Origin of the sequence: Streptomyces sp. NPDC094032 (assembly GCF_040303965.1) — a bacterium.
Taxonomy (GTDB): domain Bacteria; phylum Actinomycetota; class Actinomycetes; order Streptomycetales; family Streptomycetaceae; genus Streptomyces.
In genome coordinates this window covers 209654-223760 of sequence record NZ_JBEOUE010000006.1, presented here as the reverse complement: position 1 = coordinate 223760, position 14107 = coordinate 209654, and the positions used below count along the sequence as shown (strand labels likewise).

The 14107-nt window shown below is 70.3% G+C and carries 13 protein-coding genes, 1 tRNA gene and 1 pseudogene; 8 read left to right on the top strand and 7 right to left on the bottom strand.

The features are described 5' to 3' along the window. The first annotated feature begins 428 nt into the window (after window positions 1-428). Genes ABTZ54_RS12130 through ABTZ54_RS12120 form a run of 3 tightly spaced genes read left to right on the top strand, consistent with a single transcriptional unit; the run spans window position 429 to window position 3653 of the window. Entirely contained in the window at window positions 429-1310 is an 882-nt protein-coding gene (locus ABTZ54_RS12130) for an alkaline phosphatase family protein (RefSeq protein WP_351660604.1), read from the top strand. A gap of 1 nt (window position 1311) precedes the next feature. Further along, window positions 1312-2610: an MFS transporter gene (locus ABTZ54_RS12125; RefSeq protein ID WP_351660601.1), complete on the top strand. Its 1299-nt coding sequence runs from the start codon at window positions 1312-1314 to the stop codon at window positions 2608-2610. After that, on the top strand, window positions 2607-3653 hold the full coding sequence (locus ABTZ54_RS12120) for a TolB family protein (protein ID WP_351660598.1): 1047 nt from the start codon (window positions 2607-2609) through the stop codon (window positions 3651-3653). Before ABTZ54_RS12125 ends, ABTZ54_RS12120 begins: the two co-directional genes overlap by 4 nt. Here the strand turns inward: ABTZ54_RS12120 and bla are convergent. Both bla and ABTZ54_RS12110 read right to left on the bottom strand, forming a co-directional pair. Continuing rightward, window positions 3642-4617: pseudogene (bla, locus tag ABTZ54_RS12115) on the bottom strand (class A beta-lactamase). The gene ABTZ54_RS12120 and the pseudogene bla sit on opposite strands and share 12 nt — an antisense overlap. A gap of 132 nt (window positions 4618-4749) precedes the next feature. Then, window positions 4750-6201: a S53 family peptidase gene (locus tag ABTZ54_RS12110; RefSeq protein ID WP_351660595.1), complete on the bottom strand. Its 1452-nt coding sequence runs from the start codon at window positions 6199-6201 to the stop codon at window positions 4750-4752. Between the two features lie 300 nt (window positions 6202-6501). Here ABTZ54_RS12110 and ABTZ54_RS12105 point away from each other — a divergent pair, with 300 nt between their 5' ends. Then, a complete protein-coding gene (locus ABTZ54_RS12105; RefSeq protein WP_502997235.1) occupies window positions 6502-7749 on the top strand; it encodes an eCIS core domain-containing protein in 1248 nt (415 codons plus the stop codon). A gap of 34 nt (window positions 7750-7783) precedes the next feature. Beyond that, window positions 7784-8383, top strand: a complete 600-nt coding sequence (locus ABTZ54_RS12100; protein WP_351660592.1) for a hypothetical protein — start codon at window positions 7784-7786, stop codon at window positions 8381-8383. 136 nt (window positions 8384-8519) lie between these two features. Here the strand turns inward: ABTZ54_RS12100 and ABTZ54_RS12095 are convergent. Further along, window positions 8520-8593, bottom strand: a tRNA-Pro gene (locus tag ABTZ54_RS12095). Window positions 8594-8719: 126 nt separating this feature from the next. Between ABTZ54_RS12095 and ABTZ54_RS12090 the strand changes: the two genes are divergently transcribed. Together ABTZ54_RS12090 and ABTZ54_RS12085 are read left to right on the top strand one after the other, a co-directional pair. Beyond that, the gene (locus ABTZ54_RS12090) at window positions 8720-9433 is read left to right on the top strand and encodes a thiamine pyrophosphate-binding protein (protein WP_351660589.1); all 714 of its coding nucleotides are present in this window, start codon (window positions 8720-8722) and stop codon (window positions 9431-9433) included. Between the two features lie 39 nt (window positions 9434-9472). Then, on the top strand, window positions 9473-10366 hold the full coding sequence (locus ABTZ54_RS12085; RefSeq protein ID WP_351660586.1) for a transketolase family protein: 894 nt from the start codon (window positions 9473-9475) through the stop codon (window positions 10364-10366). Here the strand turns inward: ABTZ54_RS12085 and ABTZ54_RS12080 are convergent. Beyond that, complete coding sequence (locus ABTZ54_RS12080) at window positions 10359-10721, bottom strand: MmcQ/YjbR family DNA-binding protein (RefSeq protein WP_351660583.1); 363 nt, start codon at window positions 10719-10721, stop codon at window positions 10359-10361. The genes ABTZ54_RS12085 and ABTZ54_RS12080 overlap by 8 nt on opposite strands. Window positions 10722-11270: 549 nt before the next feature. On the opposite strand from ABTZ54_RS12080, the gene ABTZ54_RS12075 reads away from it, so the two are divergent. Continuing rightward, on the top strand, window positions 11271-12470 hold the full coding sequence (locus ABTZ54_RS12075; protein ID WP_351660580.1) for an acyl-CoA dehydrogenase family protein: 1200 nt from the start codon (window positions 11271-11273) through the stop codon (window positions 12468-12470). 94 nt (window positions 12471-12564) lie between these two features. On the opposite strand, the gene ABTZ54_RS12070 is transcribed toward ABTZ54_RS12075, so the two are convergent. The 3 genes from ABTZ54_RS12070 to ABTZ54_RS12060 are packed head-to-tail and all read right to left on the bottom strand — an operon-like array spanning window position 12565 to window position 14106. After that, entirely contained in the window at window positions 12565-13137 is a 573-nt protein-coding gene (locus ABTZ54_RS12070) for a GAF domain-containing protein (RefSeq protein ID WP_351660577.1), read from the bottom strand. After that, entirely contained in the window at window positions 13134-13757 is a 624-nt protein-coding gene (locus tag ABTZ54_RS12065; protein WP_351660575.1) for a GTP-binding protein, read from the bottom strand. The genes ABTZ54_RS12070 and ABTZ54_RS12065 overlap by 4 nt, the downstream gene beginning before the upstream one ends. After that, window positions 13735-14106 (bottom strand): DUF742 domain-containing protein, encoded by a 372-nt coding sequence (locus ABTZ54_RS12060; protein ID WP_351660572.1) that lies wholly within the window; start codon window positions 14104-14106, stop codon window positions 13735-13737. Before ABTZ54_RS12060 ends, ABTZ54_RS12065 begins: the two co-directional genes overlap by 23 nt. Window position 14107: the final 1 nt, after the last annotated feature.

Sequence of the window (14107 nt, the reverse complement as noted above, 5' to 3'; positions counted from 1 at the left end):
CGAAGCGGTGATCTTGTCGCGCGCGAGGTTTATCCGCGTGAACAGCGACATTCCAGCCACCCGGAGGGCGACTGCCCCGTAGTTCCGCGGCAGACTCCGGGATACACCGCGCGGCACGGGCGGCCGCATGCGCCAGATCCGGCCAGGGGGCGCGTAACGACGATTCACCCTCTCGAACGACCGTGTCGCGTACTGGAGTTGTCCTGGACGGCGGGCGAGGGCATCGGACCGGCCACGGGGCGGGCGCACCGTCGCCCGCCGCCCTGCCGGGACACGAGCGGAGTCGTACACTTGTACGGAGAGATGCGCGACGCGCACGCCACGAGACGTTCCCCGGGTCTTCACATGGGACGCCTTCCGGGTTGGCATGGACACTCCTAACCTTCGGTTGCACCGCCCCCAAGCCATCCCCTCAACCGGAGGTAGCCGTGTCCGGCGCGCCCAGACAACGCCGCACCGCCCTTCTGTCCGCCCTCGGCCTCGCGGCCGCCTCGCTCGGCCTGTGGGCCGGATTCGGCGGCACGTCCTCGGCCCAGGCCGCGGCGACCGTGCCCACCCCGGACCACGTGGTGGTCGTGGTCTTCGAGAACCACGCCTACAACCAGGTCATCGACAGCTCCAGCGCCCCGTACATCAACTCGCTGAAGGCCGGCGGCGCCAACCTGACCCAGTCGTACGCCGAGACCCACCCGAGCCAGCCCAACTACTTCGCGCTGTTCTCGGGCTCCACCCAGGGGATCACGGACGACAGCTGCTACACCCCCGGCTTCTCGTCCGCGCCGAACCTGGCCTCCGAGCTGATCGCCGCGGGCAAGAGCTGGGCGAGCTACAACGAGACGCTGCCCAGCCAGGGCTCGACCACGTGCAGCAGCGGCAAGTACGCCCGCAAGCACAACCCGTGGTTCGGCTTCAACAACGTCCCGACCTCGTCGGCGTACACCTTCACGCAGTTCCCGACGGACTACACCAAGCTGCCGCAGGTCTCCTTCGTGGTCCCGAACCTGTGCAGCGACATGCACGACTGCTCGGTCGGAACCGGCGACACCTGGCTGAAGAACAACCTCGGCGCGTACGCGACCTGGGCGAAGACCCACAACAGCCTGCTCGTGGTCACCTTCGACGAGGACAACCGGCTCGCCGGGAACAAGATCCCGACCGTGTTCTACGGCCAGCAGGTCACCCCGGGATCGACCTCCGCGACGACGTACAACCACTACAACCTGCTCCGCACGATCGAGGACATGTACGGCACCTCGCACGCCGGGCAGGCCGCCAACGCGACCCCGATCACGGGCATCTGGACTCCGTGACGTGTACGTAGCGGACAGTCGCAGCACCCCCGCGACGCCCGCGCCCGCCGCCCGGAGCACCCGCTCCGGGCGGCGGGCCGCCGTCGCCCCCACCGTGCTCACCCTCGGCACGGTCAGCCTCGTCACGGACGTGTCCTCGGAGATGGTCACGGCCGTGCTGCCGCTCTATCTGGTCACCGGGCTCGGCCTCTCGCCGCTCGGCTTCGGCCTCCTCGACGGCGTCTACAACGGCTTCAGCGCGCTCGTCCGGCTGGTCGGCGGCCACCTCGCCGACCGCGGCGGGCGCCACAAGACGGTGGCCGTCCTCGGCTACGGCCTGTCGGCGCTGTGCAAACCCCTTCTCCTGGTGGCGGGTTCGCTGCCGCTGATCGGCGCCGTACTGGCCGCCGACCGCACCGGCAAGGGCCTGCGGACCGCGCCGCGCGACGCCCTGATCTCACTGGCCTCCCCGCCCGAGTCCCGGGGCCGCGCGTTCGGCGTGCACCGGGCGATGGACACCGCGGGCGCCCTGATCGGTCCGCTCGTCGCCTTCCTGATCCTCCGTCAGGCCGTGGACGGGTACGACGCCGTGTTCACCGTCAGTTTCTGCGTGGCCGCGGTGGGCGTCCTGGTCCTGGTCCTCTTCGTCCCGTCGCGGCAGCGGCGGCCCGCGACGGCCGAGGCCTCCGGCGCCCCGCGCGCGTCCCTGAAGGCGGCGCTCGCCCTGCTCCGGGTCCACGAGGTCCGCCGACTCGCCCTCTGCGCACTCCTGTTGGGCCTCGCCACGGTCAGCGACTCCTTCGTCTACCTGCTGCTCCAGCGGCGCCTCGGCGTCTCCGACCAGTGGTTCGCGCTGCTGCCGCTGGGCACCGCCGCCGCCTTCCTGCTGCTCGCCGTACCGCTGGGACGGCTCGCCGACCGCGTCGGCAGCCGCCGTGTCTTCCTAGGCGGCCATGTCGCCCTGCTCCTGGCGTACGTGGCGCTGCTCAGCGGATGGCAGGGCAGCGCGCTCCCCTATCTGGTCCTCGCGCTGCACGGCGGCTTCTACGCCTCGACCGACGGCGTCCTCATGGCGGCGACCGCCGACCACGTCCCCGCCGAACTGCGCTCCTCCGGCCTCGCGTTGGTCCAGACGAGCCAGGCGCTCGCCCGCTTCGGCTGCTCGATCGCGTTCGGCGCCGCCTGGAGCGCGTGGGGCGACCGCACCGCGCTCGGCACGGCGACGGGCGCGCTGGCGGTGTGCGCGGCGGCGGCCTTCGCGCTCCTGCCCGGCACGAGGGCAACCACGGCATCAGACGAATCGAGGGAAGGGCCCGCATGACCCTGCGTATCAAGCTGCTCGTCCTGCTGACGGCGCTGGCCGTGCTCGGCGGCGTGGCCGCGGCCTCGCTGCTGCACGCCTCGGACCGGGCCGCCGAGAAGGACCGCGCCCAGGCGGGCGGCCCGGCGGTCGCCTCCGGGCCGGTCTCCCTCACGCCCGGCGCGGCCCGCCGGATCGTCTTCCGCAACATGGCCTGGGGTCCGCACCGCGACGAGCTGGTGACGGTGCCGGCCGCCGCGCCGGGCGGCCCGCGCACCGCGTCCGGGGTGAAGTGCCTGCGCTTCTTCGCCGCCGCCGGGACCGGGATCTGCCTCCAGGCCGAGCGCGGCACGGTGGAGGACGCCTACCGGGCCGTCGTCCTGGACGCCGGCCTCAAGGAGCGGGCGCGCTACGCGCTGCCCGGCATCCCCACCCGGGCCAGGGTCTCCCCCTCGGGCCGGTTCGTGGCGTGGACGGTGTTCGTCGGCGGCGACTCGTACGCGGGGACGAACTTCTCGACCCGCACCGCGATCCTCGACACCCGCACGAACCACCTCACGGCGTCCCTCGAAGAGTTCAAGGTGCTGAAGGACGGCAAGGAGCAGCACGCCGCCGACACCAACTTCTGGGGCGTCACCTTCTCCCGCGACGACCGGCACTTCTACGCCACGATGGCGACCGGCGGCAGGACCTATCTCGTACGGGGCGACCTAGGCGCGCGTACCGTCACCGCACTCCACCAGAACGTCGAATGCCCGTCCCTCTCGCCCGACGAGACCCGGATCGTCTACAAGAAGCGCGTGCCCGGCGCCCCCGCCGACGCGCCCTGGCGGCTGTACGCCCTGGACCTGGCCACCTTCCACGAGACCCCGCTCGCCGACCGGCGCAGCGTCGACGACCAGGCGGTCTGGCTGGACGACCGCACGGTCGCGTACTCCCTCCCGGGCGACTACGGCGCCGACCTGTACACGGCCCCCGCCGACGGTACGGGCGCCCCGACCCGTTTCTTGACGGCGGGCCTGGCGCCGGTGGTCCTGGGCGGGACGGCCGCGTCAGCCCGCTGACCCCTCCGACCGAAGCGCCCCGACCGCGACGGACGCGGCGCGCGCGATGAGCTCGTTGTCGTAGTCGGCGTCCTCGGCGTCGCGGTTCGACAGGATCGCCATGACGAGGGGCGCGCCGTCGGGGGGGCCACAGCACGGCGATGTCGTTGCGGATCCCGTAGACACCGCCCGCGCCGGTCTTGTCGCCGACCACCCAGTCCTTCGGGACCCCGGCCCTGATCAGCTCGCCGCCGGTGGTGTTGGTCCGCAGCCAGGTGGTGAGCTGCGCGCGTTCGGCCCGGCCGAGGGCGTCGCCCAGGACGAAGGCCCGCAGGTCGGCGGCGAACGCGCGGGGCGTGGTGGTGTCCCGCGTGGCCCCCGGGACCCACTGGTTCAGCTCCGGCTCGCGCCGCTCGACCCGGGTCGTGGTGTCACCCACCGCCCGCAGCACACCCTCAAGCCCCTTCGGCCCGCCGATCGCGTCGAACAGCAGGTTGGCCGCGGTATTGTCGCTGTAGCGGACGGCGGCGTCGCACAGCTCGCGCAGCGACATCCCCGTACCGACGTGCTTCTCGGTCACCGGCGAGTTGGCGACCAGGTCCTCCTGGGAGTAGGCGATCACCTTCTCCATGCCGCCCGGGGAGTACCGCCGCAGGACCGCGGCGGCGGCGAACGCCTTGAACGTCGAGGCGTAGGCGAAACGCTCGGTGTCGTTGTGCACCACTTCCCGCCCGGTGCCGGTGTCGACGGCGTAGACCCCGAGCCGGGCACGGTAGTCCCGCTCCAGCTTCCGGAACGCGGCGCGGGCTGAGGCGGCCGGTTCGGGGCGGGCCGTAGTGGCGGACGGCGAGGCAGGCGAGCCCTGCGGCTCCGGGGTCCCGCCGTCTCCACAGGCGGCCAGCGGAAGCAGGGCAATCCCGACACCCCCTCCGAGAACAAGCCGCCGCGCGACGGCACGGGGATACCGCGCCTTCCGCCCCGTCATCTCTTCCCTCACCTCACCCTTCTTCCATCCCTTACTCGGTTCCTTCCTCCCCCTCCTTACAGCATGTCTTCCTGGACGCCGACCACGAGCACGCCCGGCGCTCGCTCGCGGACTCGCTGGAGCAGGTCGGCGTCACCGGCTGGCCCTCGGCGCGGCGCCGGAGCCCGCGGCCAACGCCGGAACGAACACGGCGGCGTTCACCGTACCGAGCCCGGAGGCCAGGTCGTATCCGTCGGTCGCCCGGTAGCCGAGCCCGTCGACGCCGTTGTCGCCGTCGGTGACATCGACGATCCCCGACCCGGGCTCGCCGGCCATCGCGTACAGCTTCTCGTGGAGGTTCGGGATGCGCCGGCCGGCCTTCTCGTGGGCGAGGGCGACGAGGGCGGCGAACAAGGGCGCGGCCTCGCTGGTGCCCGCGGCGGGGTACCAGCCGGCGCCTTCCGGAAGAAAGCTCTGGTAGATCAGCGTGGCCCCGTCGTAGGCCGCGTCCATGGAGATGTCCGGGGTGCCGCGCCGCCCGCCGACGGTCCGCGCCACCCCCGCCTGGTACGCGGGCCGGGCGAAGGTCTGGGAGGGGCCGCCTCCGGTGGCTCCGTGGCCGAGGGCCAGGTCGTTCCAGACGGTGTCGGGGCGGATGCGCCGCCCGTCGGCGTCGAGGTGCAGCCGTGTCCCGCCGACGCAGACCACTTCCGGTGCGGAGCAAGGCCAGTTGGCGGTACGGACCGGGGCGCCGCCCTTGCCGACGGGCGGGGCGGCGCCCCAGTCCCCGGCGGCGGCGACCACGGTGGTGCCCGCCTTCGCGGCGTCCGCGAAGGCCCGGCCCATCTGCTCGAACATCTCGACGGGCCCGCCGGTGTCCCCCGCGGCGACCCACTCGGGGAAGCCGTAGCTGAGGGACAGCACGTCCGGCCTGTCGTCCCGCAGACTGTCCTCGACCCCTTCCGCGATCATGGCGCCGATCACCTCCCCGGTCTCCTTCGCGGTCTTCGGCTCGGTGTAGTGCGGCTTGTTCGAGGCGGGGCGGACGGGGCGGCCGGACGGCGAGGGGGACGGCGCGTGCGCCGGCGCGGGCAGGACGAGTTCGGTGACGACGATCCGGGCGTCGGGCGCCGCCATGTGCGCCATCTGCACGTCGAGGGTGGTCTCCAGCGCGGCGAGCAGAGCGGCGGGACTGTCGCGGTCGAACCTCCCGGGCTTCTCCCCGCCTTCGAGGGGCCGCCGCTTGACGGTCAGGTCGGGCGCCGGGAGTCCAAGACGCGCGCTGAAGGTCCTCAGGTCCGCTTCCAGGGTGGGCGGCACGACGGTGTCGTAGACGGCGATGACCCGCCCCTTGCCGGTCAGCCCCGCGGCGCCCAGCGTGTCGATGCCGTACGCCCTGCGGACCTGGTCGGGCGTGTAGCAGTGCGCGGGCACGGCCAAGGGACAGGAGCCGTGGGACGGCAGGTCCCTGAGCGGGGCGGGATACGAGGCCGTGGGCCCCGAGGACCACCCCGGCTCGGCGCTACTGCCGGCACAGGCCGTCGCGACGAACACCAGCCCGAGGGGCCACCCGACGGTACGGGCGAAGAAACGTGAAATACGCATGCCTCCGATACACGTGCCGCCAACACCCCCTGTCGCCACGACGCACACGCGCCACCCCCGATTCCCCCCACTCGGCCCACACACACGACGCCCGACCGGAACGAGGTCGTTCCGGCCGGGCCTGACGCGGAGGAGCACAACTCGCCCCGGAGGCACGCCGCCTCCCCTGGCGCCCCGTACAGGCTTCACGGTCGGACGGGCATGAGCTCATGCCCCGAGGGTTGCCCCAACGCGCCTCGTGACACATCCGAGCAAAGGGTCTCGTGACTCTGTCTGATCCTTTACTCGAAAGGAACGCAGTTGTCCCAACGTGAGCGCCAGACCCACCAGCCGACCAACAGCTCACCGGCGCCCCGCGGTCGACCGCCGCTGGACGCCACCGGTCTCCTCGCCCTGCAGCGGATCGCCGGGAACTCCGCCGTCACGCACGCTCTCCAGCTCTCGGGATACCCGTACGCACAGCCGTCCGTGCAGCGGGAGGAGCAACATCAGCACGGTGCCGGATGTGGTCACGAGCAACCCGCTCCCGTACAGCGTTCGGCCGTCCACAGCGTCCTGGGCCAGACCGGCCGCCCGCTCGACGCGCCACTGCGCGAGGAGATGGAAGCCCGCCTCGGCACCGACTTCTCCGACGTCCGCATCCACGACGACTCAAGTGCGCGCGCCTCGGCCGCGGAGATCGGGGCCCACGCATACACCAGTGGCCACCACGTCGTGCTCGGGGACGGCGGCGCCGACAAGCACACGCTTGCCCACGAACTGACCCATGTCATCCAGCAACGGCAGGGGCCCGTCGCCGGCACCGACAACGGCAACGGCCTTCGGGTCAGCGACCCGTCCGACCGGTACGAGAGGGAGGCCGAAGCCAACGCCACCCGCGTCATGAGCGGAGGCTTCACGGCGGGCGGGCATGAAACGGAGGCTGTTCAACGGGCCGCCATTTCCGGCGACTACGGGCAGGACGTGACGATCCAGCGCGTACCCAGGCTGGGGCAGCAGAACAGCACGGTGAGCTACGACCCCCTGTGGGCTCCGGGTGGAAGCGGTAGCGGGATGCGGGCGGACCTCATAGCCGGACAGCAGACAGGGGGAGGTCCGCCTTCGACCAAGCCTGCTTGGTGGCCCACGGGAAATGCTCCCCTGGCGGGCTGGTTCTCCCGGCAGATGGTGCAGGGGCATCTACTCAACCACAACTTGGGCGGTCCAGGTAATACCCTGAGCAATCTCGTCCCGTTGACGCAGTCAGGGAACAGGCAGCACAGCGTGCAAATCGAGCAGGAGGTGAAAAGGCTGGTAGGCGGAGGGCTCTGCGATGCGGAATATCACGTCACAGCCGATTACACAACCCACCCGACGGGTGCGCAAGTGGGGCTTGCGGGACAGGACGCGACAGATTTCGACCAGCTGTACAGCCAGTACATCCCGGGGAAGATTCACGCCGAGGTGACGTTCTATTCTCCGGGAACCGGCCGAGAGGTTCAGCCTGCGGATTTCCCAAGGCTTCAGATCCAGAAGAGCTGGATCGCAATCGATATCGACAACTTCTAACCCATCACCTTCAGCACGCCAGGAGAAAGAATCAATGGAGAGCATTCACGGCCGCCTGCAGGCACTCGCATCCGAACTGAGCGAGGACCCAGCCATCCGCGTCCTTGAATACAGCCTCACAGAGCCGGCATCCTCACATGACCTGGAGCAAGGCGCCGAGACGGCAAGTGAGGGACTGCCCCAGGGTCTCGTCGACCTCTACGCAGAGGTAGGATCATTCCACCTCGAATGGGAACACATCAAGGTTCCTGACGTTCGTGGCGCAATCAACATTCTCCCCCTTGCGGAAGTACTCGGCGACTGGCAGGGGGTCACCTGGTTCCAGGGTGACGAAGAATTTCGACCGGTCCTGCCGTTCGACAAGTTCACATCGGAAGCATGTGCGGCTCTTATTCGCGGTGCTGACGGCCACATCCTCCCGACTGTCGCCTACCACTATTTCGGCGAGGAACTGCATCACACCGACTATTCCGTAGAGGAATATCTGGACCGCCTCATCAACGCGCGCGGGTACTGGTACTGGCAGACGACACTCTGCTCCGACCTCACCGCCAGCACGACGGCATCAGATTTCCACCGGAACATGCCTCTGCTCTTCAGCGACTACGACAGCTCACTGTTCCAGCCTCGCTGAATTCCATCGGTGGCCGTGGCCTCGATCGCGGCGAGGTTGCGGCCACCGGCACCCTCAGCCCCAACTGGTCCCCGAAAACGACGTAAAGGCCGTATCGGATTCTTCCGATACGGCCTCCGACCTGCGTACTCGCAAGTCGGGACGACAGGATTTGAACCTGCGACCCCTTGACCCCCAGTCAAGTGCGCTACCAAGCTGCGCCACGTCCCGTTGCCCGTCTGACCTGCGGGTTTCCCCGGCCCGACGTGCATGAGAACCATACCGCACTTCCCCGGGTGGTCACGAACCAGTTCGAGCCTTGACCTCAAGTGCGCTTGAGGTAGCACCGTGGAGGTCATGACGAACTCGACGTACGCGCCTCAGGCACCGGAAGGCGCCGTCCGTGAGCTGCATCGGCTGATGGGCCTGATGACCGGGGACGAGAAGCACTCCACCGCCGCCACCTCCACCCTCGACGCGCTGTGGGTCCTCTACGACCGTGTGCTGCGGGTCTCGCCCGGGACGGTGGGTGATCGGGGGCGGGACAGGTTTCTGCTGTCCAAGGGGCACGGGCCCATGGCGTACTACGCGGTGCTCGTCGCCAAGGGGTTCTTCGGGGAGGAGCTGCTCGGGGGGTTCGGGGGGTACGGGTCGCCGCTCGGGCATCACCCGGACCGGACGCTCGTGCCGGGGGCCGAGATCGGCAGCGGGTCGCTCGGGCACGGGCTGCCGCTCGCGGTGGGGAGCGTGCTGGGGCTGCGGGCGCAGGGGCTCACCGACCCCCGGGTGTGGGTCCTGATCGGCGACGCCGAGCTCGACGAGGGCAGCAACCACGAGGCCATCGGCTACGCCGGGCCGGCCGGGCTCGAGCAGCTGCACACGGTGGTGATCGACAACGGTTCCGCCAGCTACGGGCGGCCCGGCGGCATCGTCGCCCGCTTCGAGGCCGCCGGGTGGTCCGCCGAGGCCGTGGACGGGCGCGATCACGAGGCCCTGTACGCCGCCTTCACCGCCCCGCACCCGGGACGGCCGCGCGCCGTCGTCGCCCGCGTCGAGCCCAAGAGCGGCTGACCCGCACCCACCTTCCGGCACCCCGAGGAGACCCCTTCCGTGGACACCATGCGTGATCGTTTCATCGCCACCGCCGGCCGCCTGCTCGACGAGGACCCGCGGCTCGCGATCGTGCTCGCCGAGATCAGCAAGGACGGGTTCCAGCGCGCGCTGGAGCGGCACCCCGACCGGGTGCTGAACGTCGGAATCCGTGAGCAGCTGCTCATCGGGGCGGGCGGCGGGATCGCCCTCACCGGGATGCGGCCGCTCATGCACACCTTCGCGAGTTTCCTGGTCGAGCGGCCCTTCGAGCAGCTGAAGCTGGACTTCGGGCACCAGGGGGTGGACGGCGTCCTGGTCAGCGCGGGCGGCTCGTACGACTGGCCGGCCGGCGGGTTCACCCATATGTCGCCCGGCGATGTGGCGCTGATGGACACGCTGGACGGGTGGACCGTGCACGTGCCGGGGCACCCCGACGAGGCGGAGGCCCTGGTGCGGGAGGCCGTGGCGGGCGAGGGGTCCGTGTACGTGCGCCTGTCGGTGCACGCGAACGCCTCGGCGCGGCCGCGCGCGCGGAGCGGGTTCAGTGTGGTGCGCGAGGGCGCGCGGGGTGTCGTCGTCGCGGTCGGGCCGATGCTCGACAACGTGCTGGCGGCCACGGAGGGGCTCGACGTGAGTGTGCTGTACGCGACGACCGTGCGCCCCTTCGACGGGGCGACGCTGCGCCGGGCGGCGGCCGCGGCCCGGCCGGACGTGGTCCTGGTGGAGCCGTATCTCGAAGGGACCTCGACGGCGGCCGCGAACGACGCGCTGGCCGAGGTGCCGCACCGGGTGCTGGGGCTCGGCATCGGGCGCCGCGAGCTGCGCCGGTACGGGACGGTCGAGGAGCACCTGACGGGGCAGGGCCTCGACCCGGCGGCCCTGCGGGCGCGGATCGGCGCCTTCCTCAGGTGATCCCGCCGGTCTCGGGGTGCCGGTCCAGCAGCGCGCGCGTCGCGGCCTGGCGCCAGGAGTCGGTGAGGATCGCCCGGAGCTCCTCCTCGTCGTCGAGGGCGTCGAGCCGGACCCTGATCCAGGCGTATCCGTCGTCGTGCCCCTCGCGCAGGAAGAACTTCGCGGGTTCGGCGGCGATCAGCTCCTCCCGGTCCTCCTTCGGGCATTTCACGCCCATCGCCTGATCGTCGTCGTCGAGCGCGGCGAACATCCGGCCGCCCTGGCCCGCCCGGAAGGTGGGCTTGCCCCAGGCCTGCTTCTCGACCGCCTCGGGCAGCGAGAGGGCGATCCTGCGCACGTCCTCGGAAGTGGCCATGTTCCGACCGTACGGCCTCCCGGCGGTCGACGGGCGCGGAACGGCGTACGCGCCCGCGCACGCTCCGTCACTCGCACCCCCTACCCTCGGTGACGCGCCGCCGCGCCGGGCAATGCCTCCGTGCGCCCCTATCGCGGCGCGCGGGAGGCGCCCGGAAGGCGTCCTACACGTCGGAGGCCTTGTGTTTCCGGGGCGAGCGCCCCTCGGGGGTGGTTCCGGAATGCCGCCCGTTTGGTGAAGAAGGGGCGTATGAGGTGACCCGACCGGCCTCGCCGCCATATGCCCACGAAACCTTTGCCATTGGCATGTGGCAGAAAGATGCCCTCGGGGAATGACCATCGGGCCGGACTGAGCAGGCCAACATCGCACACAACACAGTCGGAAAGAATCGTCAATGGTCCCTGTTTCGGACAAACTTGGTGGCGATATTGATCCCTCTGAGAAAGATCAACACCATGAAGTGGTCGGCCTGTTCGGGACGGGACCACTGCCGATGCACCACCTGCTCGGTCCACTAGGCGAGCAGGAGTTTCGCAGGGGAGGACTCGTATGGACGGCTACTTCAGCAGCCGACTGCATCATCAACTCCGTGAGACGGTGAGGCACTTCGCGGAGAGTGAGGTTCGGCCACGGATACCGGAGATGGAGGCGTCACGCTCGGTCCACTTCGAACTGTCCCGGCTGATCGCCGAACAGGGCTGGCTGGGCGCGACTATCAGCCATGAGTACGGCGGGATGGGCGCCGGCCATCTGGCCAAAACCATCATCATCGAGGAGCTGTCCCGGGTCAGCGGCGCGATGGGCGCCATGGTCCAGGCCTCGCAGCTCGGCACGGCCAAGATCGTGCACTTCGGCAGCGACGAGCAGCGCAAGACCTGGCTCCCGGCCATCGCCGCCGGCGAGTGCCTGCCGACCATCGCGGTCACCGAACCGGAATCCGGGGGTCACGTCCTCGGCATGTCCGCGACCGCGGAACGTGACGGCGACGACTACATCCTCAACGGCCGCAAGGTGTACGTCGGCAACAGCCATGTCGGCGATCTCCACGGTGTCGTGGTCAGGACCGGTCCCGGATCGAAGGGACTCACCGCGTTTCTGGTCGAATCCGATCGTCCGGGGTTCAGGACCGGTCCCCAACAGTCGGCCATGGGCCTGCACGGGTTCAGTTTCGGCGAACTCGTCTTCGAGAACTGCCGCGTACCGGCCGCCAACCGGCTCGGCGACGAGGGGGACGGCCTCGCCGTCGCGTACTCCTCCAGCGTTCTGTACGGCAGGGCCAATCTGACGGCCGTGTCACTCGGTATCCATCAGGCCATCCTGGAGGAGACCACCCGGTTCGCCACCGAGCGGATCCGCTACGGCAACCCGCTCGCCGATCTCCCCACCGTCAAGCTCAAGTTGGGCCAGATGCAGTCGCGTCTGATGACGGCCCGGCTCGCCGCCTACCACGCCGTCCATCTCCTCGATCAGGGAATGTCCTGCGACACCGAGCTGATGAACGCCAAGCTGGTCAACGTCGAGTCCGCCATCGACTCCGGCCGCAACGCCATGGAGATCCACGCCGCCGCGGGACTCTTCACCGACCGCTCCATCGAGCGGTACCTCCGCGACGCGCACCACATCTTCGCCCCCGCCGGCACCTCCGACATCCAGCTCCTCCGCCTGGCCGAGGTCGCCCTCGGACAGGACAAGGGCAGCTGGTCGGAGCGCCTGTCCGACGTGGTCCGCATGGAGCCCGCGAGCTGCTGAAGGAGTCCGGAAGGAGTCCACCGAAGAACCGTGCCCCGGAGTCCGGCGAAGGAGCCGAACGCCGGGGCACCCGTACGAGGTGACGGCGGTGCCGTCAGATCAGGCCGTCCTCACGGCGGTGGATCTGCTCCACCAGCTCGGCCGCCATCGCCTTGATCGTCTCCAGGCCGACCCGCCCCCAGGGATGCGCGTCGGTGTCCACCACGCAGATGGTGCCCAGCGCGACCCCGGTTCGGTCGATCAGCGGGGCGCCCATGTACGAGCGGATGCCGATCTCGTCCACGACCGGGTTGCCCGCGAACCGCGGGTAGTCGCAGACGTCCTCCAGGACCAGGGCCTTACGGCGGACCACCACATGGGGGCAGTAGCCATGGTCCCGGGCCATATAGCGGCCGACACCACCACTGCCGGCCGCGGCCGCGCCGAGGTCGGAGCCCGAGTGGGTGCCCGCCGGGGTGTGCAGCCCGGCGAAGAACTGACGGTTCTCGTCGATGAAGTTGACCATCGAGAAGGGCGCGCCGGTCACCTCCGCGAGGCGGCGGGCGAATTCGTCGAAGGCCGGGTCGGGCTGCTCGCCCAGGCCCAGTTCGCGCAGGCGGCGGACCCGGGTGGGCGCCTCGTTGTCGATGGGGGTGAGCAGCAGATGACCGGTCGGGTCGTAGGTCATGTCGTGGCTCCGTAGCTCGGCACGGCGGCCGGGATGGTGGTGAGGAGGTGCTGGACGAGGGTCAGCAGGGTGCGGATGCCGGAGCTGGAGATCCGGGCGTCGCAGAGCAGGACCGGCACGGTGGGCTTGAGGTCGAGCGCCGACCGCACCTCGTCGGGGTCGTAGCGGTGGGCCCCGTCGAACTCGTTGACGGCGACCACGAAGCCGATGCCCCGGCGCTCGAAGAAGTCGACGGCGGAGAAGCACTCCTGGAGGCGCCGGGTGTCGGCCAGGACGACCGCTCCGAGCGCTCCCTCGGAGAGCTCGTCCCACATGAACCAGAAGCGCTCCTGGCCGGGGGTGCCGAACAGGTAGAGCACGTTGCGGTCGTCGAGGGTGATGCGCCCGAAGTCCATGGCGACGGTGGTCGTGGTCTTGGACTCCACGCCCTCCAGGCTGTCGGTGGCCGCGCTGACCGAGGTCAGCAGCTCTTCGGTGCTCAGCGGTTCGATCTCGCTGACGGCGCCCACGAAGGTGGTCTTGCCCACCCCGAACCCGCCCGCCACCAGGATCTTCAGCGCGGTGGGAAAGGAGTCGGCGGCGAAACTGTCGTGGCGCTCAGAGCCGTTGTCGTAGGCCATCGAGCACTGCCTCCAGCAAGGAACGGTCGGTTGGATTGGCGTGGAAGCGGGGCGCGCGGGCGGTGATCGCCCCGCAGTCCACGAGGTCGGAGAGCAGGACCTTGGTGACGACGGCCGGGAGCCGTAAGTGCGCCGCGATCTCCGCCACCGAGGTGGGTCCGCCACACAGCCCGAGGGCGAGGCTGTGTTCCGGACCCATGTGCGGCTGTGGGCTGGTGCCGGTCGCCATCACCATCGAGAGCAGGTCCAGCGCGGCGGTCGGCTTGGTCCGGCCACCGCTGACGGTGTACGGACGGATCAGCCGGCCGGCCGCGTCGTCGAGCCAGGGTCCTTCCTGGTGGGACCCCATG

Bases quoted from the DNA above. Each gene is read 5' to 3' on its own strand.
- ABTZ54_RS12060 (WP_351660572.1), bottom strand. From the start codon at position 14,106: ATGGGGTCCCACCAGGAAGGACCCTGGCTCGACGACGCGGCCGGCCGG.
- ABTZ54_RS12110 (WP_351660595.1), bottom strand. From the start codon at position 6,201: ATGCGTATTTCACGTTTCTTCGCCCGTACCGTCGGGTGGCCCCTCGGG.
- ABTZ54_RS12120 (WP_351660598.1), top strand. From the start codon at position 2,607: ATGACCCTGCGTATCAAGCTGCTCGTCCTGCTGACGGCGCTGGCCGTG.
- ABTZ54_RS12075 (WP_351660580.1), top strand. From the start codon at position 11,271: ATGGACGGCTACTTCAGCAGCCGACTGCATCATCAACTCCGTGAGACG.
- ABTZ54_RS12065 (WP_351660575.1), bottom strand. From the start codon at position 13,757: ATGGCCTACGACAACGGCTCTGAGCGCCACGACAGTTTCGCCGCCGAC.
- ABTZ54_RS12070 (WP_351660577.1), bottom strand. From the start codon at position 13,137: ATGACCTACGACCCGACCGGTCATCTGCTGCTCACCCCCATCGACAAC.
- ABTZ54_RS12090 (WP_351660589.1), top strand. From the start codon at position 8,720: ATGACGAACTCGACGTACGCGCCTCAGGCACCGGAAGGCGCCGTCCGT.
- ABTZ54_RS12100 (WP_351660592.1), top strand. From the start codon at position 7,784: ATGGAGAGCATTCACGGCCGCCTGCAGGCACTCGCATCCGAACTGAGC.
- ABTZ54_RS12080 (WP_351660583.1), bottom strand. From the start codon at position 10,721: ATGGCCACTTCCGAGGACGTGCGCAGGATCGCCCTCTCGCTGCCCGAG.